Here is a 24,430-nt window from a genome sequence, read left to right as displayed (position 1 = left end):
GCGATGCAGCAATGGAAAATTCGTATTTTATCAGGCGTGCATACCGGAGTAGAAGTCACCTTACCTGAAGGTGCTCTCGTGCTTGGCAGTGACGACTTTATTGCTGATCTTGTATTGTCTGATGCTGGGGTCGAAGCGAACCATTTCACCCTCGTTTGCCAGCAAGACTCGGTCATTTTACGAGGCTGCGAAGAGGCAAATATTAACAGTGAAGACATCGCTGTTGCAGGTGATGGTATCGAGTTGTCACGCCATGCTGTTGTCTCGGTCGGCGTTGTGAAGTTCGCTCTGGGATACGCGGAAGATGCGTTAATTGTGAGTAACGTCAGCGACGAATCTAGCCAACAGAATACACCTGTGGTTGCTGTGCAACGCTCTAGCTGGAAAAAAACAACGCTCATCGCTTTGCTTTGTAGTTTTGTCCCGAGTGTCATTTTTGCCGGTATGTGGTACAGCCAAGCTAACGGAAACAACAATGAAATTGTTACAGAAGCAGAACCCATTGTTTTGGTACGTAACATCTTAGGCGAGCTCAAACTTAGCGACGTTCGCGTGGAATGGAATGCCGCCGCACGCCAAGCAGTCTTAGAGGGCTATGTTGAAGACCGAACACAGAAACTCGATCTGCTTGGTCGAATTGATGTATTGGGCATCAATTACAAAAGTGACTTAAGAACGATGGAAGAAATCCGTCGCGGGGTTCGATTTATTTTGCGCAACCTCGGCTATCACCAAGTGAAAGTCGAAAATGGCGATGAGACCGGCACACTGCTGCTGACGGGCTATATCGATGATGCAAGCCGCTGGAACCAAGTTGAACAAATCTTGGAGCGAGACGTGCCTGGTCTTGTTGCGTGGAAGGTTGAACTGCAGCGAGCGGGTGCCTACATGGATACGCTAAAAGCGTTATTAACGGATGCGGAGCTACTGAAGAAAGTCCAGTTGGTCACCAGCGGTGATCGCATCGAAGTTCGTGGTGAGCTTGATGATATCGAAACGACTCGATTTTACGGTGTGACCCGAGACTTCCGGGAACAATATGGTGAGAAACCGTACTTAGTTTTGAAATCCATACCTAAGGTGAGTAAAGGCACTAACATCGATTTCCCGTTTCGTAGCGTTAACTTTGGCCAGGTTCCATATGTGATTCTGACCGATAACGTTCGCTATATGGTCGGTGCAAGAACGCCTCAGGGCTACCGAATATCCAGTGTTACACCTGCTGGTATTGAGTTGGTTAAAGGCGGGCGGGTGATAACAATAGAACTCGGATATGAAGGCGAGACGAACAATGACAAATCTTGAACAAATTTTAAATAACGACACAAACGGTGCGGAAGTGCACAAGATTAAGAGCAAGCTCTTAGAAGCACAAGCGGTGGTGAAACGTCAGTTGGATTTAGGGTGCTCACCACAGCAGTACCAATTACTACTCAAACAGTATGAAGCTTACACTGCCGCCCATGCGGTCGTTGAATCATACGAAGCTAACTAAAAAATACGAGGAAGTCTTATGTCATTTTACGATGCTAGTAACAGTGTAAACCTTGATGATGTTAAAGCTAAGTTAGAACAACAAGCGAAAGATGCCAACACAGAAGTGACGGCAGCCATCAAGAATCTAGAAACCAATGCCGATGATCCATCAAAGCTTGCCGAGCTTCAGCACGCGATCAACAAATGGTCTGTTGTTTACAATATCAATGCGACCACGACTCGTGCGATTAAAGATGTGATGCAGTCGATTCTCCAGAAGGTGTAAAGCATGGAACGAGAAACGCGCCAACTGCTGGCTGAAATCGCGCTGATGGCAACAGGTATGCATCGTCATCAAGAAGCCAACACGATTGCAGATGGCCTTGAAGCAAGCTCAGGTTCTGAAGAGACCGTTGCGATGATTCGTGCAATGAGCCTCATGAATAAAGGCTTGTATGAAGAGGCTCATCAATTACTCGAACCACTTTGTAATGCCTATCCAGATCTGATCAGCTTAGCGGCTCTTGCTTCTGCCAAAGCCGGTTTACTGAGCAAAGCGGAAAGCTGGGTAGAACTTGCGTCACAAGGAAGCGAAGAAAGCCAAGCATTTGCTGCGAGCTTTTCTCAGGACATTAGGAATCTTGGATGATAATTGATTCAAGTAACCTAAGTCTTCAACACCAATCTTTGCGTCAGTCGGAGTCGCGCCATTATGAGCGGAGCGATGAAGACAAGATGAAAGCACTCATGGAGCGAAGTGACAAGCAAGAGCAAGTTTCACATGTTTCTCCAAAAGAGACGCTAGAGAAAACAGAAGCCAAACTGGCGGAGATTAAAGCGTGGTACGAATCATTAAAAGACGCAGAGGTTGTCAGTAAACAAAGTGTCTTATCATCGTTAAGTGAAGCGTTCTCCGACCCTCAAGTTAAACGAGAGGCAATGTGGTACGCCTTTCATGAGGCGAAGAGTGCAAAAGGCAACGAGCAGCCACAATCTGATTTGTTAAAGGTGTTGAAGCAGGAGTTACTAGGGAATTTTTCGGGACAGCTTATTGCCGAACCACCTGCTGATAAAACAGCACTAAAAGCAATGCTAGCGCAGCATTTTCCACTGGGTGCCCAGAAAGAACAAGCCTTATGGCATTGCTGGGCAGAGTTGAAGTCGTTACCTGATATGGCATCAACACTGGACATGGTTCGTGATGAACTTAGCTTCATGATCCAAAAAAATGCGATGGTGAAAAACATCATGACTCACAGTCACAAGTTAGATTTATCTTAGGAGTACATATGATAAACACGCAGTACACCGAGGTGATGCAAACCAACATTGATAAGTTACAGGATGCGCAAGTCGAAGACGGTTTAAGCGAACGTTTTGAGCAAGCCATGTCGGTTCCCGAGGCAAGTAATGGCCTGGAGGGAGGTTTGCTAGAAAACATCAGCGAGTTGAAAAACACTATCGATAACGCGAAAAGTAACCTGCAAGACAACATGAAGATGGTGGGTGATGATCCGGCGCAATTACTGCAAATGCAGTGGGCGCTGACACGCATTACTTTTCAAGAAGAGCTGATCGCGAAAACCGTGGGTAAAACCACACAAAACGTAGAAACCTTATTGAAGGCACAATAGTGATGATGAATAAAATGAGAGCAGTTTTCATCATGCTCACGTTGTTTCTGGTAGGTTGTCAGACCGAGCTATACACCAACGTTACTCAGAAAGAGGGTAATGAGATGTTGTCGATCTTACTATCCGAAGGTGTCGTTGCAACAAAAGAACCTGACAAAGACAACACCGTCAAGTTAATGGTAGACAGTTCTCAAATCGCCTTCGCGGTAGATGCGCTAAAGCGAAAAGGTTATCCAAGAGAGCAGTTTTCTACACTGAAAGAGGTGTTTCCCAAAGACGATTTGATCTCGTCACCATTAGCAGAACGAGCACGTTTGGTGTACGCGAAATCTCAAGAGCTCTCGTCAACCTTATCTCAGATTGATGGCGTGCTGGTGGCACGTGTTCATGTTGTTTTGGAAGATCAAGATCTGCGTCCAGGAGAGCGCCCAACTCCAGCTTCTGCCTCCGTATTTATTAAACACGCGGCAGATATTGCGCTTGATTCATATGTTCCGCAGATCAAATTATTAGTGAACAACAGTATTGAGGGGTTGAACTACGATCGAATCAGCGTAGTGATGGTACCCTCATCAGAGGTTCGAGTTGCTACTCAAAACAATCAATTTAAAAGCATTTTGTCGGTTCAGGTCACCAAAGAGACGGCGAATAATCTTATCGCCATTTTGGTGTTCTTGGTAGCGGCACTCATCGGCTCGAATATCGCTACTTTTACATGGTGTCGTAGGAACACGAAGCGTGGTTAAACCAGAAACACCACTCGCGCAGGTACAACACCAGTTTAACTATGCGCCTTGCCAGTACATCCATAGAAGTTGGATAGAGCAAAAGCAGCCTTGGTTACTAAATATCGAAGGCTGGAGAGATAACCCCATGTTCAACCAGTGGTGTATCAATGAGTGGGCGCTATCTCCCGTTCCAGAGACGGCTTTTAACAGACCTTGTCATAGTTTGGCATTGCTCCCGACAGACGCGTTGAATCGACTCGTATTGATGGTGGGTGGAGCTTTGCATTGCGTTGCGATGCGAAGCGTTGTTTTAAAACATCCGAAACAGGTTTTGAACAACGTTTTTGGTTTGGAAGGCGCTCGGTTCTTAATTCAAAACGGGCCGATGCTGTTATCCAGTTGGCCGCAAGGCTGGCAGCGTGCGTTACCAGAACTACTGGATGAAAGGTCTGTTGAAGCAAGCATGAGGGCGCTAGGATATTTTTGGATGAGGTTTATTTTGATTAACTCACCAGAAGATGTTGTTCTTCGTTGGCAATTCAAATTGGAAAAGCAACTTAGCGAAAACGCGGAAACAGCTAACTGGTTGGAAGCGGATCAACGAGATCTGGCGTATCGACTCACAAAAAAAATCGCAAAACAGGTTATTCCTCAATGGTTTCATTTGTTGAAATAAAAACAGACAATTTGCAGCTGGCACCTGGCTTAAAGGTGCTGAAAGCGAAAGATTATGCCAGTTATCTGGATTCGCAACACTTAGTTGAAGCCGCGAACTCCAAAGCTGAGAGCATCATTGCTAATGCCCAGCAAGCCTACGAAACCGAAAAACAACGTGGTTATCAAGATGGCCTTGCACAAGCCAAGATTGAAAATGCGCAAACGATGGTTGAAACCTTAGCACGTTGTAATGACTACTATCAGCAAGTCGAAGAAAAAATGACAGATGTGGTGTTAGAAGCAGTACGCAAGATCATCGATACCTTCGATGATGTCGATACCACGGTGAGTGTAGTTCGAGAAGCGTTGCAACTGGTGAGCAACCAAAAGCAGGTCATTTTACATGTCCACCCAGAGCAGGTTGTTGAGGTGAGAGAAAAGGTGGCTGGAGTATTAAGTGATTTCCCTGAAGTCGGTTACGTTGACGTGGTAGCAGATGCGCGCTTGAAAAATGGAGGCTGCATTTTGGAAACAGAAGTTGGGATCATCGACGCCAGTATTGATGGACAGCTGCATGCATTAAAGCAAGCCATGGTGAAGCAGCTCAGCGAGCGTAAAATTACGATTCATGAATAAACCTCAAAAACTCAGCACTTGCTGAGTTTTTTCATTTTAATGCCTTTAAACAAAAAAAATCCGACCATTTCTAAAATATTCACTGCCATAAATCCTTAAGAATACACCTAAGAAAGCTGCTTAGTTGATAAGTGTTGCAACCAAGCAGCGCCTCTAAAACAACAAAAATAGGATTATTTAGTCGAATGGCTAATGGATTTATAACTTCTTTACTGACAGATTTTGCCAGCCGCTGCCAATTGGAGCCGTTGGTTTTTGATGAGGATGATTGTTGCCATCTACTCGTTGAGCAAAACACAGCAATCACAATTCGTGCACAAGAAGATCGTGTGACGCTTATCGGGCTGATTTCAGGTAATAAACCGAGTGCTGATATTTTGCATCAACATATGAAAGATGCCTTAACGCAAGGCTCTCCCGCGGTATGCTGGGAGGAAGAGACCGGATATATCGGTTTCATACACCTGCCTCAGCAACTGCTAACTGCATCTTTTTTCGATGAGTCATTTGCGAATTTCATCGAGTGGTTAAAAAGTGCGAATACACAAGAAGTAACCAATAAAACAACCGAAGTACCGGAAAGGAATACCACTCATTTTTCCACATTAAGGGTTTAAAACATGATCAGTTTTGGAAGTGTTAGCGCGTTGCAGGCCGCCATGCCGCAAGCTCGTAACGAGATACTTAACGAAGGTAAGCTGAGTATTGGTGGCAAAGAATACCAAATCAACGCAGCGACCCAAGAATTTACTCGCGCCAATCCTACGAATGGTGCAGTAGCGCGATTTTTTGAAGCGACAGGAAAACTGTTTCGCGAAGGTAGCCCACAATCGGTAGCGAAAGCCCTTACAAAAGCCGTATTTGATAATGAGCAAGGACAAGCTCAGCGTTTACAAGCTGCTTCTTCTGTTGAGCATGGACAAATGTTCTTCAAAGATGGAAGCATAAAAACCGCATCAGATGTCTTAAATGCCTTTGCGAAGTTAGACAGTAAATCAGTTCAGTCGAACTCTGCTGAGCTAAACCAGTTAGCAGAGCGAGCGATGACAGAGGCAATGTTAGAAACCGATTCTGGTAAAAACCTCACATCACTGATTGGCGAAAGTGCAGCGAAGTCGCTTGCTGGACGTGTAGTAAAAGACTACGGCGGTGGTGTATCTGCAGCGCAGAAAAACCCGGCAGGTAGCATTAATCAAATGCAAGCGGTGTTTGATATGGAGGTGATGCATCTTAAATCGGCGCAACGTCATATCGAAGGTCTAGCAAGCACTGATCTAAGCCAAGGTGTATACGCTGAAGGACTGGCGGAGGATGCGTTTAACAAAAGTGGCGTAACCAATAATGTTGAAAGAGCTGCGGCGTGGATCATTAATGCTTCTAACTCTAAAGGAAACGATGCCGAAAATATTACGTCTTTACTGAAAGAATACGCGTCTAATGGTAAAGATTTATTGAATATGGAAAACCTAAAAGAGCTACACGCTCGATTGGTGCCTAATGTTGAGCGTGATTACCGAGGGCCAAATATTTCGGGTGGCACTTTGCCGTCAAGTATTGGCGGTGAGGGCATGTTAAAGCAGCACATTGAAGGCTTTTTGAAAGAGAACCCTGTAGAAGATAAAGACTTAGGTAAACATTTGTTCGCCGGAGTTATCGGGTACCATGGCTTTACCGATGGAAATGGTCGCATGGGGCGCATGCTATACGCGATAGCAGAACTTCGTAACGACTCGTTCAATCCTTTAGCTATGGATGCAGAAAATAGCCTTCACGGTATTAAGTGATTTTCTACTTCTATTTAATTTTTGGAGCGGCGATTGCCGCTCTTTTATTTTCCAGCTTAACCTTAATTTTTCTTCTCAATAAAACGGCTAATAGCAATAAAAATGAGACGTTGAAATAAAGTGTCGGTTTCTATCTCGCCATAAAATCTCTTTTATCCTTATTCGCTTATTTAAATGAGCCGTTATACCCAAGTGGCTTCGCTGAAACAAATATATCGATGTCACTTAGTTATAATAAATTAGACAGGACACAACATGGATACAGGAAAGATTAATATGCTTCTCTCTGAGCTAGGAGAAGTGCTGAACCTTGAGCGCGTGACAGCGTATGACGATCAAATGTGGTCACTGCATTTTGCTGAAAACAACAGTGTCGATGTTCTGCTCGTAGAGGAAAAAGGCGAGTTATTGATTTCCAAAAACCTGCTTATAGAACAAGATGATATTACGCTAGATAAACTTCAAGTTTTACTTGAATACAACTTTTTGTATCGAGAAACAGGTGGTGTGCAGTTTTGTGTGAATCCAACACGCAAAGACGTTGTTCTTCAAGTTGCTATCGCGGCTGGAAGTGAACTCACCAACATTGCTAACTTAATCATTCAGTTGAACGAATTAGTTGATACTTGGGGACAGTTATTTCAAAACAACACGGTTGTAGATTTTAGCCAAACAGACGTACACGCATTTATTCAAGTTTAAGGCATCACACATGGTCAATATTAATACATCGCAAATGCACTCGTTGAGTCAGTTAACGTCACATTTGGCGACACAAAATCAAGCTGACGACAAAGAGGTTCGAGCACACAACGGTAAAGATATTTTTGTTAAAGAGGGCGCACCAAAAAATAAAAGTATCAGCGCGCGTATTAGCCACCAGAATAAAGCGAAAGATATTGTAGTGAACCTGCTTACTAAGCAGGGTATTCCTAAAGATGTTGCGAAGCTCATGCTGAAAAATGTGTTGAACGGTGAAAACAAGTTAACGCTTGGGAGCCTGAAAAATCTTGAGAGATTGTCGTCTGGTCCTAGCTCAAATTGGCCCACTGCACAAACGGCAGCCTCTTCTTCCAAAACCAATAAAGCCTCATCGAGTGTCGCGCTTATCAACGAACATAAAGCCAACCTTCAAAAGCTTGGTGATTTTGCCTGTACGGACTTAAATACGTTCGGTGTTAAGGGGTCACAGTTTTATGAAACAAAAGGAAAGCCACGACTAAAAGAGCTTCACGCGGATCAAGCGCGAATCATGCAAGATCACAGAGCGACGATGTCCGCAAACGGAGTTCAAGCTGCAGCACAAAGAGGAACCGCACCGCAATTAAGCACTCTACAGAACATTGCTAAGGCAGTACAAACCGCGAAAGCCGGCTGCTGTACTACATTTGCCTTTGCTGCCGCCGCTGAGATGATTCAAGGCATGTCAGGAACACCTGAAAGTGAACCCAAAGTAGAAGTGGTTGCGTTTAAAAAGGGTCATTCAGGTACACACCTTTATGTACTGGTTGGTCGACAAGAGGGGAGCGACATAAAAGATCCATCAACGTGGAGTAAGGATGTGAAAATTGTTGACCCGTGGGCGACATCTGCATTCGGTGCACCAATGTTTGGAGATGCACAACGACCACCTGTTTCGAATATGTTCCCGCCAACAGAAGTCATTTTTGATAGCCATAAACTGGGTTAGTCAATCTGCAAAAGAAGTGAGCAAATACACCATGCTAAGCATCTAACCTTTATTGAAAGAGCAGCCCTGAGCTGCTCTTTTTTATTACTCTGGAAACTCGTTTTTAGAGCGAGATTTCTGCGGAAAACCTCACAATGCAGGCGAAAAAGTGACAAAAATAAAGCCATTACCGACATCGTTCAATCTGCAATCGTTGTTCAATAGAGTTATTGAAACAAAAGGAAAAAGTTATGAACACGATTCAACAACTGCTCTTGGAGTTTTGCCAACTCAATGAGTTGCCCGAACTGAATTTTGAAGAAAATGAACGTTGTCAGCTACTGGTCGATGATCGCTACATGTTGTATTTCATCGCGACAGATACGGATGATTTGATGTTGTCTGTAACGTTCGGAGGGTTAGAAAAATCCGGTGAACAACGACTAAAAGGTTTAGAGCTTCTTGCTCATGCTAACTATCAAGGAATAGGTAGTGGCAGCCTCGCACTTGCTTTGGCTCCAAACGGTCGACAGCTTGTCTTAGCAGGACGTAAACCCGTTGAGCATCTAAATACGACGAACCTTACCGCTTGGTTTCACGAAGTTATTGAACAGGCCGAGCTGTGGCAAGCGCGTTTCGCAATGTTGGATCAAGCGATTCCAACCACCTCTAATCATGAACAAGCTCATGTTCAATCACTTCGTGTGTAGGAGAGAAAAATGGTTAATACAACACAAAAAATCAGCCAAAGCCCAGTACCTGATCTAGAACAGTTTCGTGCAGTTGCTGCGCAAAAAGATGATCGAGTGATCAGTAAAAGAGGTGAAGTAAAAGAACCTTCCACATTCCACAAAGGTCATAAGTTTGCTTCTATTCACGAAGGCGTATTGAGAAGCAAATACACTAAGTTTTTCCAAGAAAACATCAAAACTCACCTTGATTTAAAGCAGGCGCTACTTAAGCAAGAAAAACCTGAGGTTGCGCTGTTGGCTTACTCCCTAGTGAGTCCTTCAGGCTATCGCGGTGAGCCACTTACTGAGCGTAAAATCTTAGAAGTTGTCAGCCTATTGGATGAAATAAAAGTGAGCAGCGATACGTACCAGCAGCTTAAAAATACGTTTGATTCGATCAGCAAAGATCCGCGTATGCAGGTGAGTTTAGAAGCCCAGTATCCAGGAAAAATGGATGGCTTCGCTGCTGAACTGTTACAGATGGGCAAAGAAAAGCTAAAAGGTTCTGGTGTGAACGCCGTTATTAACTTGGCATTACCTGGCGTTGGCTTATTGATTTCTACAGGTCGAGAGTTGCACAAAGCGGCCGTAAATGGTGATGCTGAGGCTTACCATCATCAGTTAGAACAAATTTCACAGCTGCCAGGGCGAGATCAACGTCTTTCTATGCCGATGCAGCAAACCTTGGCTCAAGGTCATGCGATACTGTCGGCTGAAGGTGGCATTGGAGCTACGTTAGGTATGGCGACGGGGAGCCTGGGCACGTTCGGTGTTAGCTCTGTAGCAACGGTGGGCGTCACACCGATAGCAAAAGAGGCCATCGGTTCTGCGGCAACGACTGCTATCATGAGCGGCGGTGGCTTTGTGGCGAACCAAGCTGGGGCATACGGGTTAAATACGGAAGTAAAAGAGCAACTTATGCAAGGCGAAATGTCTGGTGTTTTACCTAGACTTGAAGTTTCCAATGCAAAAGGAGACTTTACCTTCAGTATGCAAGATCCGGCTTCTGTCCGCGCATTAATGGCGTACCTTGGCCCTAAGGAGGATACTGCAATGACTTCTCCTCAAGCGCCTAAAGAAGCACAAGAGATGGAAGCCGCTCGATTAACACTGAAAAAGATGTTGGGTTCAGAGCCAAGTGAGCACTTGGTTCCTGACGTAGATTCTATCTTGAAGCTAAGCCCAGAGGATGCACCAAGTAAAACCGAGTCTATTGCTAACGGGGCGTTTAAAAAACTGTTAGGAGAAGATTGGGATTGGCTCATGCCAGCTGTTCGAGCGATTGATAAAGGGGAAGCAAGTAAAATCAACGAAAAGCTCACCTACAAGCTCCCCCTAGATGCAGCAAACGGACGAGTTTATCTTGATAAATGCCCAAACCTGAGTGACGTCCAGTTAGATGCGCTAGAAAAATTAGGCTCACCAAGTCAATTGCGATTGATGTACTTGGCAGAAGGCTGGGTGTAATTTCAAATGGTAAAGTAGGGAGTAGGTGCTGCTCCTTACTTTATCTACCGTCAGCGTTCCTTTTTGGGGCTGGCTAATATCGGTTGAATTTAACTTTTCGACTGAAGAAACAAACACACAAGTGTCAACGTTATACCAACCCAACCAATGAAAGAAATTTCTTCCCCAACAATCGCAACTGCTAGTGCTGCTGCGATAACAGGTTCAAATAGCGTGAGTATGCTAGCTCCACTGGCTGTAACAAATCGTAACCCAAACCCAAAAGCGACGTAACCTAACCCCATTGGAATCAAGGCCATGTAGAGCATGACCGTCGTATTAGTTGACGATGCAAATAGATTATCACCCGTGATAAAAAGTGTTGGTAGAAGCAAAACTCCACCAATACCAAAAACACTTCCCATGGCCGTTTGCGATTCAATGCCGTGGTCAATCATAGCCTTTACTCCCCATGAGTAAATGGCGTACGTCAAACCTGCCAATAGGCCAAGTAATACACCCCAATGCTTCATATCATGATCAAATAAGCTATTTGCGGATGACTCAGAAGCCAACAACAAGGTAATACCAGTGACCCCGATTGCGAAACTCATCATCCAGTGCTTGGTTATGGTCTGATTTCGGCTAAAGAGACACTCTAACAAAGCAGAAAAGAAAGGTGCAGTGGAGATAGAAATAACCGTACCAATAGCCACACCGGCGAATCGCATTGATGAATAAAAAGCCAGTGGGTAGGTGGCTAAGGCGATAATACTAACCAGTAACGTTTTCTTCTTATGTACGACTTTTCGAAAATCTCTCTTCAGTGACTTCGCAGACATACATGCTTGCATAAACCCACCAATACCCATAGAAAATGCGCCAATGGCGAGAGCACTGACATCCGGTGCCAAGCTGGCAGCGGTGCCCGTCGTTCCCCACAGGGTTGAAGCAAAAAGTATGGATAAAGTTCCTAATTGATAGTCGGTGAAATGTTTTTTTAACACTGTAATATCTACCTAGTGAATGGCTGTTTTAGGGTAGAAAGAATAAAAGAAAGCGATAGAGATTTTTGTGCTGAAAAGACGGAATACTTGTTCCAGAGGACTATTTTAGTGACTACCGGGAAAACTCTCTAGGAGACATGCCAAAATGCATTGAAAACCGTCGACTAAACGCGGAAAGGTCACTATAGCCAACTCGTTCAGCTATCAACTGAACTGGAAGGTCTGTATGAGTCAGTAGTGCTTTGGCTTTTTCCATACGTTGTAATGTAATGTATTTATGAACGCTCACTTTTAGCTGCTCTTTAAAAAGCTTTTTAAACTGCGTCGGACTCAAGCAAGCGGCATTCGCTAATGAGGCAATGGTGAGTGGCTGATCAAGCTGCTCGGCGATCACAACCTGTACATCTCGAATACGCGAATCTACGGAGCGAGACCGCTTTTGCTGCTCCAGCAACAGATAGAAGGTTTCAACCATTGAGTTTTCAATTTCATCATTAACCTGATACTCAAGTTGCTTTTCGACAAACTGGATAAAGCTCAGTAGAGGCGGGCTAATCGAAAACACAGCCACACTATTATCCATCAAATGAGTGGGCAAAGTGGTCATATCCGCAACAATAAAGCGTGATGACTCTTCGGCATTAAACCCGTGAGCACAACTTTTGGGGATGACTATGCAGTCGCCAACCGCCACCTTTCCGACATAACTATCCATATCAATATGTATGTTGCCCTGGAGAGGAAGCACCAGTTGATGATAATCACTATGAGTATGTCGGCTCATACGTTTCGTGTAGGAGCGAATGCTTAAGCTAGATTTCATAAAAACAACATACAGTTAAAGGATACCGCATTATAGCGTTGAAAGTATCGAGGTTGAAAGCTGGGCAGTTGTAAGCCCAGATCTTGAATGGGATGTGGTTTGTTAGTCCGCCTCGGACTCTAACGAAGCCAACCAACGAAGCACTTCCGCAGTTGCCTCAATAAGATCGCTTGGGATGTACTGGTCGACGTTACCGTCGGCGTATAGTGCACGAGCAAGAGGGACTTTTTGCATCACAGGCACGCCTTCCTCTTTAGCGATTGCGACCATACGTTTGGCTACCGCATCGGTTTCCATCAAAGTGATGACGGGCAGGGGCGTTTCGCCTTTCTTGTAATAAAGGCCAACCGCGATATGTGTTGGGTTTGTAACTAATACATTAGAACGTTTAACGTTTTCGCGTTGATTGGAGGCTTGTAGCTCTTGGTGCAACTGACGACGTTTGCTTTTTATTTCTGGACTGCCTTCCATCTCTTTGTATTCGCGCTTCACTTCGTCCTTGCTCATTTTGAGCTTTTTCGTGTGATCAAACTTCTGGTACGCAAAATCTGCTGCAGCGATGACGATGAAGCCTACCGAAGAGATAATCATTAATTGTTTAATCATGACGCCAGTAATGGTCGGGACACATTCTAGCCCACAAGTTGGAATTTGCATTAAAGCGTTGATGTTACCGCGTAATGTCACCCAGATAATGCAGGAAAGAAGAGAGACTTTAAGGATCGACTTGATAAACTCAATCACACTCTTAAGGGAAAAAATGCGTTTGGCCCCTTCGACGGGATTGATCTTTTTGATGTCGGGTTTAACGGATTCACCACTAAATAGGAATCCGAACTGCCCCATATTGGAAAAGATGGCGACGAGTGCAGCAACCAGAATAATCGGAGCGAGTAGATAGGCAATTTCTTTTGCGATGGCGATAGCGACATCGACTAGCGCATCTTGGAAACCCTGATAAGCAAGCTTACTTGGTAGGAGAATAAGCGCTGAGATGTGCGACATGTAATAATCGGCGAACGCAAACAGTACAATTATGAGCGCCAAAATTAATGCAGACGATACGATTTCTTGGCTTTTGGCAACCTGACCTTTCTGTCGAGCATCGCGTAACTTTTTTGCGGTGGGTTGCTCTGTTTTTTCTGCACTCATAAAGAATCCTAAGCGTTATTGCCAAATGGTATTGAGTTGTTCTGCGAATCGGGTAATGCCGTAAAACTGTACTTCAAAGTGATCCATCATTATTCCGAGATACACGATCAGTAAAACACTCGCGATGGCACTTTTTATTGGCATGGCAAGGAAAAAAACATTCAATTGCGGTGCAAAACGACTGATAAGCGCCAGACCAAACTCAGCAAGAAACATTGCCAACACTAGTGGAGCGGACATCAACACACCAAGCCACATAAGCTGTTCAAATTGCGCGTAGAAGAAACTCACCCATGCGTCGTTAACGGTTGGGAAAAAGTCCACGATCGGCCAAGATGTATAGCTTTTGAATAACGCATAGATAAAAGTGACAAAGCCCCCGCCAGAGAAGAACAGGGTAATCAACGTTTGGGTCAGTAATACCGCTGTTGGTGTGGATTGTGAGCCTAGCGTTGGGTTAAACATACTTGCCATGGCAGCCCCACGTTGGTTGTCGACCAGAAAACCGGCCGCTTCTATCGCCCAAAAGGGGATAGCAGCAACAAACCCTATCAATAGCCCAATTAATACCTCCTTACCCAAAATCATTATCAGCCAAATGCCGTCGGTTTCTGCGGGCAAGCTTTGCTGATTAATCATCGGAAATATAAACAGTGCGAGTGAGCAAAGCACACCATTTCTCACCATGGTGCCGCCTAACATTTGCTTGCTCAAAATAGGCAAAAAGATGAAGCATGCCATTAACCTAGGTAACGTCAGGCTGTACAAAAATAAAGCCTGGTGTAAGTCGTGATAACTCATCGTATTTGAGGAATTTTATCCATAGCAAGCGAGGCGAAGGCGTGGAGCTCTGCCCCTAGCCATTGCGTTGTGACGAACAGCGTAATAATGACCGCGATAAGCTTGACCACAAAGCCTAACGTTTGTTCTTGGACCTGAGTTAACGCCTGAATAAGCGACACCAATGTACCAACCAATGCTGCGACTAAAATCGGCGGTAATGACAAGTACAACACTAGGGTTAATGCTTGAGTCGTGAAATGAATGATTTCAGCAGAATGCATACTTTCTCCGTGATTAACCGTAACTCAACACTAAGCCGTGGGTGAGCTTTGTCCAGCCGTCAAGCAAGACAAAAAGCAACAATTTGAAGGGGAGGGAAATCGTCATTGGCGATACCATCATCATCCCCATCGCGAGTAGGATATTCGACACAATTAGGTCAATAGCGATGAACGGTAAGTACAACAGAAAGCCAATTTCAAAAGCGCGAGTAAGCTCGCTGACGGTAAATGCGGGCAGTAAGAGCAATAAGCTGTCCGACTCTAAACGGTCTACGTACTTCTGTGGCCACAATGTGCGTGCAGCATCAGTGAAGAATATGGCTTCGGTTTCCCGAATATGCTTTTTCAAAAATTCTCGATAAGGCTGTAAACCGCTTTCAATGAGGCCTTCTACACTTGCAGAATCTTCAAGGGAGATATCATGCTGCTTTACGTAGTCGTAGGTTTCAAACCCGACGGGAGCCATGATGAAAATTGACAGAATGATAGCCAATCCGTAAAGCGCCATATTCGGCGGAATTTGCTGTACACCGAGAGCGTTACGCAGCAGTGAGAATACAACGGCGAGTTTCACAAACGACGTCGCCATCATGGCGATAAATGGGATCAGTGCCAGCAGTGCTAAGCTGACAATGAGATTGAGCTCGTCGGGTAACTGGATCATGCTGGCTCCTGCGTGCCACCGAACAGCTCCAGTACGCGCACACCTAAATGTTCGTTAACATTAACAAGTTCACACTCACCAATGATTTTGCCGTTGGCACGCAATGTTACCGGCTTAGATACAGGCTGGTTTAGCTCGAATACGTACCCTGGCTGAAGCTGGTTAAGCTGCTCTAGCGTGATGGTTTGATGGCCGATATCAAACGTGAGTTCCACAGGCAGTTGCTGGTGGTCGGTTAACATTTCTGAAGTGTTTACGTCATTCATATTGGTTTCTTTTTCAATAATGTGAAGAGTTTGGTCATCTAGCTGGCAGCGCCAGAGATTCTGGTTAGATACTTGAAAAATGGCTTGTTGCTTGGCGATGTAACCATCGTCAAAAAAGATGACATCTCCCAGCTCGAGCGAATTAAATTCGCTTAACGTCAAATGGGTCCTTCCAAGACTTAACCACACAGGTAAAGCGAGGTGTCGAGCTTGTAGAGCCGCGCTGTTTGGTAGCGCATCCAACAACACGTCTGATCCTTCGCTAACCCACAAACAAAGAGAGCCGTTAGGCTTATTGAGGGTTAACGTTAAAGTATGCTCTTGGGCCTGGCTCGCCTCTAACGGCTGTAGTTGACTAAGAATGGGTAACTGACCAAATAGCGCTTTGATTGCCTCACTATGCGGTTCTATCTGTGAGCTCAAAAGTGCTAACTGGAGGGAGTTAGGCAGGGACTCAAACGCAGTAGCATTTAAGGTCGATTTCAGCCAATGTTGGAGCTGCGCACGAGAAAAGTCTACTTGTAGGGTTTGCCCTCCAATCAACGTGGTTAAACGGAACCCTTCAAATGAAGGGATTTGAGCAACAGTAATCGATACGCTCTGACCATCAGTCCCTTGGAAGTGGCACTGTTTTGCACAAAGTTGATTGCTGAGCGCGATACTTTCTGCATCCACTTTGGGTATTATTAACGGTGTCATAGGTCATTCTCCGCTTGCCATTCTTCATACACGCTGCGTTGTTGGCGTGAGTGTTGTTGTTCATGTTGTTGTTGATCGAGCTGTTGAGTTTGTTCGCTGATCGCTAAGCGAAGTGGCTGCTCACCACCGAATCGGTTTAGCCGTTCAGCAAGATCTTGTCTAGCTTGCTGGCTAATAATGGAAAGGGCATGCTCTTGTCGAATCGTCACGCTATACCCTTGAGCGTCCAACTTGATGTGGATTTCGCCACCTTTTAATTGTCCTTCACTTAGAAACAGCCGAACCTCTTTGTTGTCCGATGCGGTTGGCAGAGCAACATAGATTTTATCCACCAATTGCTGGAGTAATTGGTTTACGTCTCGCGTTGGGCTTGGTTGAGCCTGCGAAGCAACACTTTTTAGGATGACATCGCCTTGTGTTACCGCACTTGCAAGGGGTTGAGAAGGCACTTTTTCTTCATCCGTTTTAACGGCGACTAGTGCGCTTTTCGTCACGATTTTTTCAAGAGGCTTGGTTTCAGGCAGGCCACCAGTTTGGTCTGATCGTTTGCCTGTATTCTGTAGCGGCGGAGTTGCACGCTTATTGTGCGTTTTTTCAGTTTGCCTTTTCGTTAAGCCAACAATGTTAATCCCATCTTGAGCGAGCTCTGTCGCTGTCGCATTTTGGGGGAGCAAGCCAGATTCAAGCGTAGAGAGATACTCCGGCGAGGTATGTTTATCCATCGGCGTCGGTTTATCATCTTTCAAATGAGCTTGAAAGTGAGGATCAACACGCTCGGTAGAAGGGGAGCTTAGAACTGTGTCGCCATCGCTTTTTCCATCATGTTTAAGCAATTTATTGTTTTTGCTAATTATTTCTTCGCTATTTGCTGCGTCGTCTTGCGATTTCTCTATATCTCTCTTACTGACGACGTCACTTTGACCTTTTAAAGTGGAGATGTTTTTGTCAGCGTTGGCTTCTTGGTTCGATAGGTTAAGTTTCTTATCTAGACCTTGAGATGTCTTATGCCTTAGCGGTATGTCTTCTTCGCCAGTATGATTTTTTTGGGGATTCCCAACGATAGACTCCTTTCCCTTGCTAGGCTTCTTCGTCATTGCATGCTCGAATTGTGATTGAAGCTCGGCCTCCTTCTCGAGAGGCGCTTGTTCCGGCGTTGATTTGTGCAGCGTATTCGATGTTTCAGTTGTTGGGGTAATGCGCATAGTGAACCTTTAGATAATGTCGACAGTGCGAAACTCTTCCTGTTCGAGTTCTTCTTGGTATTGCCTTTCTCGCGATTTTTCCGCGACTTCTTGTTGCTGCAACTGAACGAATTTTTCTTTGGTTTTATGGGCTTGTCGCGCCTCTTTTTGCTTTTCTTTAAGTGCCGAGCGTTCGATTTCAAGCGCTTTTTTTGACTCGGCCACACGTTGTTTAAGTTCGGCTTCTCTCTCTCTTAACAACGCGATTTCTTGTCTTAATGTTTCTAGCTCTTTGAGAACGAGTGTTTGTTGTTTTGCTTTAGCAAAACGTCGCTCTTCTTCTTCCTGGCGCCAAACGTGATAGTCCGCGACAGAACGTTCGGCCTTTTGAACCTGTGCTGCGGCGTTTGACACTCGGTATTCTTGACGCTTGACGGCTTTATCCGCACGTTCAGCGCGAATTTTTTTGATTTCTAATAAGCGTTCTATCATTGTTTCGCCATCCCTTTAAGTTGAGCGATAGCGCCATCAAGATCGCTTGGTTCATGAGTGCCTTGGCGTAAAAAGGCGCGTATATCATCACTTTGTGCAATGGCCATATCCGCTCGGCTATCTGCGCCATGTTGGTATTCACCAATTTTGATTAGCAGTTCAACTTCTTCATACTTAGCTAACATTTCGCGAATATGAGCAGCAGACGCCTGATGATCGGATTCAACGATTTGATTCATCACTCGGCTTGCTGACCGAAGTACATCAATGGCGGGATAATGGTTCATTGCCGCAAGTTTACGCGAGAGAATGATGTGCCCGTCTAGAATTGAGCGAGTTTCATCCGCGACAGGCTCCGTCATGTCGTCACCTTCCACCAACACGGTGTACAGTGCTGTAATTGATCCTTTGTCTGATTGTCCAGCTCGTTCCATCAGCTTTGGCAAAGCGGCAAAAACGGAAGGCGGATAGCCACGTCGTGTTGGTGGCTCGCCTGCGGCTAGTCCAATCTCCCTCTGTGCGCGGGCGAAACGCGTTACAGAATCCATCAGCAGTAGCACGCGTTTACCTTGGTCACGAAAATATTCTGCGATAGAAGTGGCAACAAAAGCGGCTTTGGCGCGCTCCATTGCTGGGCGATCAGAGGTAGCGACCACTAAAACCGATTTGGCCATTCCTTCTTCGCCTAGGTCATGCTCAATAAACTCGCGTACTTCGCGTCCGCGTTCACCAATCAAAGCGAGAACGGTCACGTCAACTTCTGCGGAGCGAATCAGTTTTGCCAGTAGGGTACTTTTACCCCCACCAGCCGCTGCAAAAATACCCATGCGCTGACCTTCACCACAGGTCAGTAGCCCATCAATGGATCGAACGCCAAGAGAGATTGGCTTTTCAATCAGTTTACGTTGCATTGGTGGTGGCGCATCGCGATAAACAGGATACCAAGCGCTTGGTTCCTGACTTTGCGTACCATCGAAAGGACGTCCAAGCCCGTCAAGCGTTGTACCTAACAGGTGGTCGCCAACACCCACTTCGTGCATTTTACCCATTGGGCTTACTTCTGTATTTGAGGAAATCCCAAACATATTTCCTAACGGAGTGAGCAAAGCGTGATGCTGCTGGAAGCCAACCACTTCCGCTAATAAAGACAGAGTTTGATCGGGATTACGCAACTCACACAGTTCACCTACACGAACGCCAGGGACGACAGCTTTGATAATGGTGCCGGTGACTTGTGTAACGCGCCCGCGAATTTGGATCAAACGCGTGTGTTTAATCGCAGATTGTTGGATATCAGTGATGTATGAGAAATCGTTCAAGGTAAAAATATGCGCAATGATTGATGCTGAGAGAATAGAAAGTATAAGAATCAATTTATAGTGAATATCAGTCGGGAGTTTTTAGAAAACTGAAAGCGCACTAAAAAAACACGTCTGATTTTGACAGCTTCAACAAAGCGCACTTCCTATAATTCGCCTGTATTGTGCGGAAGGAGTGCAAGTGAATGAGTATTATCAACAATCATATCGCAACAAATCCAAAGTTTGATGCGTCTATCCAAAACGGGCTGGAATCGTCTCGCCCCGACGTTTCACAAAAAGGCAATTATCGCGGTGAAACCGTCCGTGTTCACAATGCCACACAATCACTTTTTGATGCGATGGAAGAACTCACTTCACTCGGTTCCGAAAAAGCAGAGAAAGATCTGACCAAGCGCAAAGTGAAAGACAGTGGTGTTCGAGTTAATGAAGCACATGAACTCGTTTCGGACTATTTAAGAAAAGTCCCTGATCTTGAAAAGAATCAAAAGATCAAAGATTTGGCTACAAAAATGGCGGGAGGAAATATCTCGACCATCGCGCAATTACAAGCCTACTTGAATGGGTTTTCCGAGGAGAAAAGCCATCAATACCTCGCGCTAAAAGCCGTTAAAAAGTTTTTGAGTGCGAGTCCAGAAAGTAAACACCTACTAGCGCTGATTGACCAAGCACTTCTAAGAATCGAGCAAAACCCAGATACATGGTCTCAAATTGATACGGAAATCCGTGTCTCAAATTTTGCTGATGAATACAGCCAAGAGCAAGAGTTTAGCTCTTTGCATCAGCTGCGCGGCTTCTACCGCGATACCGTTCATAGTTATCAAGGGCTCGGCGCGGCTTATCAAGATGTAGTGGCGCGCTTTGGTGAGCAGGAGGTATCGACTGCTGTTGACTTTATGCTGCAAGGCATGAGTGCAGATCTTAGTGTTCAAGGTAGCAGTATCGATTCGGTTAAGTTGCAGTGGTTGATGTCCGATATGCAAAAACTCAAAACTCTAAATACGTTGCAAGATCGTGTGAATCAGCTGTTCCAAATGTTTAAACCGGAAAGGACGAATTATGGCTTATCAAGTTTCTAATTTGATGGCTGATGTGATTGCGTTGGTAGAGCAGCGATGGGTAAGCAGTGATGAGATATGGAAAGTCGCCAACGCAATGGAATTGAAGGCTGTAGAACAAACAATCGATTTTTTTCGAGAGTTCCATAAGTTAGTTCGCGCAATCCCAATTGACGTATTCGCCGATGAAGAACAACGACAGAATTTAATCCAAGCGGTACAAAAGGCGCTAGACGAAGCCATTGATATAGAAGAAGAGGAAGCGTGGGAAGATGAGTTGGATTGATGCATCCGTCGATGAATTTTGCCGAGGAATGGGGCTCGATGCCGTCGATTTCTCATCAGCTGGACGGGTGCAGCTGGATTTTGAGCAAAGTGGTACGCTGCATATTGAGCGACAGGGTGAGCAGTTATTCTTGATGTTGTCTCGAGCGTTATCTTGGCATCAAACCAGTGACATGATTCAAAGTGCACTGTGTTTGTGTCATGCCGATCAAGGCTGGCCTTTCGAAATTAAAACCGGCTTGTTAGATGAACAAACTCTGGTTTTTTCAGCAAGGCTAAATGGAGAAGAAGTAACACTTCCGACCTTAGAGCAAGCGTTTACGCTTTTGGCTCGTCTACATAACGATGTGGCAGGCTCATGACTCGAGTCAGCACTTTAAACGTAGGCATCGAAGCCTTTACGCATGTTACTCATAGTGAAGTTAAGGCCGATTTCCCAGAGCGATTTCAATTGCTTCCTGATGGTCAGGCGGTCGCTACACATTTAGAGAAGCTCTATGACCTCCGGCCTTCAGACCAATATCTCATCGCGTTAACTAAGCCCAAGCTGCTGCACTCAGAGTTGTTGCGTCCAGAAAAATACCGTCAACAATTTGATGAAACGTTAGCTCAGCTGCAAGTTCTTGCACAGGATCCAGGCTCCGCTTCTTTTATCAAAGCATCTGAAACGCTACAAAGTACACAACTTGATCAGCGTTACCTCACTATGGCGCTCAATCTCCTTATCCAGGTCTAACCAACATGTTGAGATCCAAAGACATTGAACTCTTACTTGTTCACGCTGCGCTACAAGTTCAATACCAAAAGCCAGAGCATGCCATTTCTATTCTCGATGCGGTTCTAGAAATAGAACCGCAGCACAAAGAGGCGATGCAAACACTTGCTGTGGCGTGTTTACAAAGTGGTCGATATACCCGGGCGATTGAGGTGTGTGAGCACTTATTAAAATCCGACCTTCATCCTGACTCGGCAGGACTCTGGTTTTGTTTAAGCCAAGCGCGTTGGAAACAAAATGACGTCGATGGGGCACGCCAAGCGCACCGACGCTATCTGCAATCTTTAAATAGTGAATCACATGAATAAGTTGATCGATATTCTAAACAAAGTAGGGCAACGCAAAGACATCATGCTTGCGGTGATGTTACTCGCGATCGTCTTTATGATGATATTGCCACTTCCTACCGCAATGGTGGATGTACTGATTGGCACCAACATGAGCATTGCGGTGGTGCTGCTTATGTTAGCTATTTACATCACCACGCCACTTGAGTTCTCTGCATTTCCTGCGGTGCTATTGATCACGACATTGTTTCGTCTGTCTTTATCTATCACGACAACCCGCTTGATCTTGCTACAAGGCGATGCTGGTCAAATCGTTTATACATTCGGTAACTTCGTTGTGGGCGGTAACTTAGTGGTCGGTATCGTTGTGTTTCTGATCATTACCATTGTTCAGTTTATGGTGATCACCAAAGGCTCAGAAAGGGTAGCAGAAGTTAGTGCGCGCTTCTCACTCGATGCGATGCCTGGTAAGCAGATGAGTATTGACGGTGACATGCGTGCCGGAGTAATTGACGTACACGAAGCTAGGCACCGACGATCACTGATTGAAAAAGAAAGCCAAATGTATGGCTCGATGGATGGCGCGATGAAGTTCGTTAAAGGCGACTCCATTGCGGGTCTGGTCATCATTGTGGTCAACATCTTAGGTGGCGTCACGATCGGGGTAACGCAAAAAGGCATGAGTGCTTCTGAAGCACTTGAATTGTTTGCGATTTTGACCGTTGGTGATGGTTTGGTATCGCAGATCCCGGCACTCTTTATCGCGATTACCGCCGGTATTATCGTGACGCGTGTTTCTCATGAAGACTCTTCTGATCTTGGATCGGATATTGGTGGGCAGGTGATTGCTCAGCCACGAGCACTTCTTATTGGTGGTGTGCTTTTGGTGCTGTTCGCACTCATCCCTGGGTTTCCAAAAATCACTTTTCTGGTCTTGGCCGCCGTGGTTGGTGGTGGTGGTTTCTTCCTTTTCTATCAACAGAAAAAACAAGCGGAATCAGATAGCACCGACTTATCAAGCTTTGTTTCGCAAGGGGCCGGTTCGCCAGCAGCGAAGCCAAGCAAACCTACGCCTTCTAGAAACAGTAAAGGTAAGTTAGGTGAGCAAGAAGAGTTCGCCATGACGGTCCCGCTGTTGATTGATCTTGACGCGAGCCTTCAGGAAAGCTTGGAAGCGGTCGCATTAAATGAAGAGCTAGCAAGGGTGAGGCGCGCACTATATCTCGACCTCGGCGTGCCTTTCCCGGGTATCCACCTGCGTTTTAACGAGGGGATGCAAAATGGCGAATATTTAATTCAGTTACAAGAAGTTCCGGTTGCACGAGGACGAATTGTAAAAGACCAACTCTTGGTGACAGAAGGGAATGAGCAGATCGACTTATTAGGCGTGCCTTATGAGCAAGATGAAGATTTTCTACCCGGTATTTCTAGCATTTGGGTGGCACAGAGTTATGAGCAAAAACTCGTAGCCAGTCATGTCGGTTTTCTCACACCCGACAGGATTTTAACGTACCACTTGTCTCATGTTCTCAAGGAGTACGCACAAGACTTTATTGGTATTCAGGAGACGCGTTATCTGTTGGAGCAGATGGAAGGCAGTTATTCGGAGCTAGTCAAAGAGGCCCAGCGTATTGTTCCGTTGCAAAAAATGACGGAAATCTTGCAACGCTTGGTTTCTGAAGACATTTCTATCCGAAACCTTCGCGTGATCTTGGAAGCGATGGTTGAGTGGGGCCAAAAAGAGAAAGATGTTGTACAGCTGACGGAGTACATTCGTTCCAGCTTAAAACGTTACATTTGCTACAAATACGCGAGCGGACAAAACATGTTGCCCGCTTACTTATTGGATCAAAGTCTCGAAGACACAATACGCAGCGGTATTCGTCAAACCTCAGCAGGGAGTTACTTGGCGTTAGACCCGTCAGTAACGCAACAATTTGTCAGTGATGTGAAACAGACCATTGGTGACTTAAGCCGCATGCCGAATAAACCTGTGCTAGTTGTGTCTATGGATGTACGCCGATATGTGCGAAAGCTTATTGAATCGGAATACTACGATCTGCCCGTTTTGTCATTTCAAGAACTAACCCAGCAAATCAATATTCAGCCACTTGGAAGGGTGGGGATGTAATGAAAACAAAACTAATACTCTCGCTGGCGCAAGCGGGGATCGAAGTGACGCCATACTTTTGGCAACAAAGTGAAATTCAACTTGGTTATCGAATTGAAGTTGAAGGCTTAGAGCTCGTTTTTCGGGTGGAGGACGGTGAAATCATCATCGTTCTTCTGAAACGCGTTCGTCCAAAATTGGGGTTGAGTAACCCCTTTGCCGGCTTATTTCTCTTGGCTGAACATGCCATTCAACTTTATCCCTCCGATTGGGTCATTCGCGGCAACGTCGATGTGTTACGTGGTAGCAACATGAGCAGCCAGCGATTGGCACAATTCTATCTAAAAGCATGCGGTGCAAGCCATGATGAGCTAGACGACTGGTACTGTTTACGCCTAGCAGATTATAGACCTTTGAAAAAGTTGAAAAAGTAAAAACTCACGACTGTTACTGACAGCACCGATGAGATGACCCGCTTTAAGATAGG

The 24,430-nt window shown here is 45.3% G+C and carries 32 protein-coding genes; 22 read left to right on the top strand and 10 right to left on the bottom strand.

Annotated elements, in window-relative coordinates; genetic code table 11:
- Positions 1-3 precede the first annotated feature (3 nt).
- From sctD to R7M72_RS17305, 15 genes are all read left to right on the top strand, one after another.
- Positions 4-1,305, top strand: coding sequence for a type III secretion system inner membrane ring subunit SctD (sctD, locus tag R7M72_RS17375; protein WP_017821344.1), 1,302 nt, complete (start codon positions 4-6; stop codon positions 1,303-1,305).
- Positions 1,292-1,495, top strand: a complete 204-nt coding sequence (locus R7M72_RS17370) for an EscE/YscE/SsaE family type III secretion system needle protein co-chaperone (protein WP_005377198.1) — start codon at positions 1,292-1,294, stop codon at positions 1,493-1,495. The genes sctD and R7M72_RS17370 overlap by 14 nt, the downstream gene beginning before the upstream one ends.
- 18 nt (positions 1,496-1,513) lie before the next feature.
- Complete coding sequence (sctF, locus tag R7M72_RS17365) at positions 1,514-1,762, top strand: type III secretion system needle filament subunit SctF (RefSeq protein WP_005377199.1); 249 nt, start codon at positions 1,514-1,516, stop codon at positions 1,760-1,762.
- Between the two features lie 3 nt (positions 1,763-1,765).
- On the top strand, positions 1,766-2,125 hold the full coding sequence (locus R7M72_RS17360) for a YscG family type III secretion system chaperone (protein ID WP_005377200.1): 360 nt from the start codon (positions 1,766-1,768) through the stop codon (positions 2,123-2,125).
- Entirely contained in the window at positions 2,122-2,757 is a 636-nt protein-coding gene (locus tag R7M72_RS17355; protein ID WP_258481100.1) for a YopR family T3SS polymerization control protein, read from the top strand. The genes R7M72_RS17360 and R7M72_RS17355 overlap by 4 nt, the downstream gene beginning before the upstream one ends.
- A gap of 8 nt (positions 2,758-2,765) precedes the next feature.
- Positions 2,766-3,110 carry a type III secretion system inner rod subunit SctI gene (gene sctI, locus R7M72_RS17350; protein ID WP_005387149.1) on the top strand — a complete coding sequence of 115 codons (345 nt, stop codon included), beginning with the start codon at positions 2,766-2,768 and terminating at the stop codon, positions 3,108-3,110.
- Positions 3,110-3,856 (top strand): type III secretion system inner membrane ring lipoprotein SctJ, encoded by a 747-nt coding sequence (gene sctJ, locus R7M72_RS17345; protein ID WP_086012989.1) that lies wholly within the window; start codon positions 3,110-3,112, stop codon positions 3,854-3,856. Before sctI ends, sctJ begins: the two co-directional genes overlap by 1 nt.
- The gene (gene vscK, locus R7M72_RS17340) at positions 3,849-4,514 is read left to right on the top strand and encodes a SctK family type III secretion system sorting platform protein VscK (protein ID WP_258481098.1); all 666 of its coding nucleotides are present in this window, start codon (positions 3,849-3,851) and stop codon (positions 4,512-4,514) included. Before sctJ ends, vscK begins: the two co-directional genes overlap by 8 nt.
- Entirely contained in the window at positions 4,493-5,131 is a 639-nt protein-coding gene (locus R7M72_RS17335; RefSeq protein WP_053307008.1) for an HrpE/YscL family type III secretion apparatus protein, read from the top strand. The genes vscK and R7M72_RS17335 overlap by 22 nt, the downstream gene beginning before the upstream one ends.
- Before the next feature lie 185 nt (positions 5,132-5,316).
- The gene (locus tag R7M72_RS17330) at positions 5,317-5,748 is read left to right on the top strand and encodes a type III secretion system chaperone (RefSeq protein WP_315956369.1); all 432 of its coding nucleotides are present in this window, start codon (positions 5,317-5,319) and stop codon (positions 5,746-5,748) included.
- Between the two features lie 3 nt (positions 5,749-5,751).
- On the top strand, positions 5,752-6,915 hold the full coding sequence (locus tag R7M72_RS17325; protein ID WP_025768118.1) for a VopS family T3SS effector adenosine monophosphate-protein transferase: 1,164 nt from the start codon (positions 5,752-5,754) through the stop codon (positions 6,913-6,915).
- Positions 6,916-7,170: 255 nt separating this feature from the next.
- Positions 7,171-7,617 (top strand): type III secretion system chaperone, encoded by a 447-nt coding sequence (locus tag R7M72_RS17320; protein WP_033906168.1) that lies wholly within the window; start codon positions 7,171-7,173, stop codon positions 7,615-7,617.
- 10 nt (positions 7,618-7,627) lie between these two features.
- Positions 7,628-8,605 carry a type III secretion system effector VopR gene (gene vopR / locus R7M72_RS17315; protein ID WP_017821338.1) on the top strand — a complete coding sequence of 326 codons (978 nt, stop codon included), beginning with the start codon at positions 7,628-7,630 and terminating at the stop codon, positions 8,603-8,605.
- Positions 8,606-8,835: 230 nt separating this feature from the next.
- On the top strand, positions 8,836-9,294 hold the full coding sequence (locus R7M72_RS17310) for a CesT family type III secretion system chaperone (protein WP_005387141.1): 459 nt from the start codon (positions 8,836-8,838) through the stop codon (positions 9,292-9,294).
- Between the two features lie 9 nt (positions 9,295-9,303).
- A complete protein-coding gene (locus tag R7M72_RS17305) occupies positions 9,304-10,782 on the top strand; it encodes a CesT family type III secretion system chaperone (RefSeq protein ID WP_213894456.1) in 1,479 nt (492 codons plus the stop codon).
- A gap of 89 nt (positions 10,783-10,871) precedes the next feature.
- Here R7M72_RS17305 and R7M72_RS17300 read toward each other — a convergent pair whose 3' ends face one another.
- The 10 genes from R7M72_RS17300 to vscN all read right to left on the bottom strand — a co-directional run bounded on the left by R7M72_RS17300 (position 10,872) and on the right by vscN (position 19,428).
- Complete coding sequence (locus R7M72_RS17300) at positions 10,872-11,774, bottom strand: DMT family transporter (protein WP_411913720.1); 903 nt, start codon at positions 11,772-11,774, stop codon at positions 10,872-10,874.
- Between the two features lie 106 nt (positions 11,775-11,880).
- Positions 11,881-12,591, bottom strand: coding sequence for a helix-turn-helix domain-containing protein (locus R7M72_RS17295; protein ID WP_213916115.1), 711 nt, complete (start codon positions 12,589-12,591; stop codon positions 11,881-11,883).
- A 102-nt stretch (positions 12,592-12,693) separates the two neighbouring features.
- Positions 12,694-13,743 carry a SctU family type III secretion system export apparatus subunit VscU gene (gene vscU / locus R7M72_RS17290; RefSeq protein ID WP_005387129.1) on the bottom strand — a complete coding sequence of 350 codons (1,050 nt, stop codon included), beginning with the start codon at positions 13,741-13,743 and terminating at the stop codon, positions 12,694-12,696.
- A 15-nt stretch (positions 13,744-13,758) separates the two neighbouring features.
- Positions 13,759-14,544, bottom strand: coding sequence for a type III secretion system export apparatus subunit SctT (gene sctT / locus R7M72_RS17285; protein ID WP_033906165.1), 786 nt, complete (start codon positions 14,542-14,544; stop codon positions 13,759-13,761).
- On the bottom strand, positions 14,541-14,807 hold the full coding sequence (vscS, locus tag R7M72_RS17280) for a SctS family type III secretion system export apparatus subunit VscS (RefSeq protein WP_005377227.1): 267 nt from the start codon (positions 14,805-14,807) through the stop codon (positions 14,541-14,543). Before vscS ends, sctT begins: the two co-directional genes overlap by 4 nt.
- A gap of 13 nt (positions 14,808-14,820) precedes the next feature.
- The gene (gene vscR, locus R7M72_RS17275) at positions 14,821-15,471 is read right to left on the bottom strand and encodes a SctR family type III secretion system export apparatus subunit VscR (protein ID WP_005377232.1); all 651 of its coding nucleotides are present in this window, start codon (positions 15,469-15,471) and stop codon (positions 14,821-14,823) included.
- Positions 15,468-16,436, bottom strand: coding sequence for a SctQ family type III secretion system cytoplasmic ring protein VscQ (gene vscQ, locus R7M72_RS17270; protein ID WP_318056273.1), 969 nt, complete (start codon positions 16,434-16,436; stop codon positions 15,468-15,470). Before vscQ ends, vscR begins: the two co-directional genes overlap by 4 nt.
- Positions 16,433-17,638: a type III secretion system needle length determinant gene (locus tag R7M72_RS17265; RefSeq protein ID WP_033906162.1), complete on the bottom strand. Its 1,206-nt coding sequence runs from the start codon at positions 17,636-17,638 to the stop codon at positions 16,433-16,435. The genes vscQ and R7M72_RS17265 overlap by 4 nt, the downstream gene beginning before the upstream one ends.
- Before the next feature lie 9 nt (positions 17,639-17,647).
- Positions 17,648-18,109, bottom strand: a complete 462-nt coding sequence (locus R7M72_RS17260) for a type III secretion protein (RefSeq protein WP_042523778.1) — start codon at positions 18,107-18,109, stop codon at positions 17,648-17,650.
- The gene (gene vscN / locus R7M72_RS17255) at positions 18,106-19,428 is read right to left on the bottom strand and encodes a SctN family type III secretion system ATPase VscN (protein WP_054575030.1); all 1,323 of its coding nucleotides are present in this window, start codon (positions 19,426-19,428) and stop codon (positions 18,106-18,108) included. The genes R7M72_RS17260 and vscN overlap by 4 nt, the downstream gene beginning before the upstream one ends.
- A 185-nt stretch (positions 19,429-19,613) precedes the next feature.
- On the opposite strand from vscN, the gene sctW reads away from it, so the two are divergent.
- Genes sctW through R7M72_RS17220 form a run of 7 tightly spaced genes read left to right on the top strand, consistent with a single transcriptional unit; the run spans position 19,614 to position 24,377 of the window.
- On the top strand, positions 19,614-20,507 hold the full coding sequence (sctW, locus tag R7M72_RS17250) for a type III secretion system gatekeeper subunit SctW (protein ID WP_005388156.1): 894 nt from the start codon (positions 19,614-19,616) through the stop codon (positions 20,505-20,507).
- Positions 20,488-20,772: a TyeA family type III secretion system gatekeeper subunit gene (locus R7M72_RS17245; protein WP_017821330.1), complete on the top strand. Its 285-nt coding sequence runs from the start codon at positions 20,488-20,490 to the stop codon at positions 20,770-20,772. The genes sctW and R7M72_RS17245 overlap by 20 nt, the downstream gene beginning before the upstream one ends.
- Positions 20,759-21,133, top strand: coding sequence for a type III secretion chaperone SycN (sycN, locus tag R7M72_RS17240; RefSeq protein WP_137282051.1), 375 nt, complete (start codon positions 20,759-20,761; stop codon positions 21,131-21,133). The genes R7M72_RS17245 and sycN overlap by 14 nt, the downstream gene beginning before the upstream one ends.
- A complete protein-coding gene (gene vscX, locus R7M72_RS17235; RefSeq protein WP_171346039.1) occupies positions 21,130-21,507 on the top strand; it encodes a type III secretion system protein VscX in 378 nt (125 codons plus the stop codon). Before sycN ends, vscX begins: the two co-directional genes overlap by 4 nt.
- A 5-nt stretch (positions 21,508-21,512) precedes the next feature.
- Positions 21,513-21,854: a type III secretion system chaperone VscY gene (gene vscY / locus R7M72_RS17230; RefSeq protein ID WP_005377248.1), complete on the top strand. Its 342-nt coding sequence runs from the start codon at positions 21,513-21,515 to the stop codon at positions 21,852-21,854.
- Positions 21,838-23,964, top strand: coding sequence for a SctV family type III secretion system export apparatus subunit VcrD (vcrD, locus tag R7M72_RS17225; protein ID WP_318056272.1), 2,127 nt, complete (start codon positions 21,838-21,840; stop codon positions 23,962-23,964). Before vscY ends, vcrD begins: the two co-directional genes overlap by 17 nt.
- Positions 23,964-24,377 carry an LcrR family type III secretion system chaperone gene (locus R7M72_RS17220; RefSeq protein ID WP_053304394.1) on the top strand — a complete coding sequence of 138 codons (414 nt, stop codon included), beginning with the start codon at positions 23,964-23,966 and terminating at the stop codon, positions 24,375-24,377. Before vcrD ends, R7M72_RS17220 begins: the two co-directional genes overlap by 1 nt.
- Positions 24,378-24,430 lie beyond the last annotated feature (53 nt).

It is taken from the genome of Vibrio sp. YT-18, from assembly GCF_033337345.1.
Taxonomy (GTDB): domain Bacteria; phylum Pseudomonadota; class Gammaproteobacteria; order Enterobacterales; family Vibrionaceae; genus Vibrio; species Vibrio alginolyticus.
This window is presented reverse-complemented; position numbering and strand designations above follow the sequence as displayed.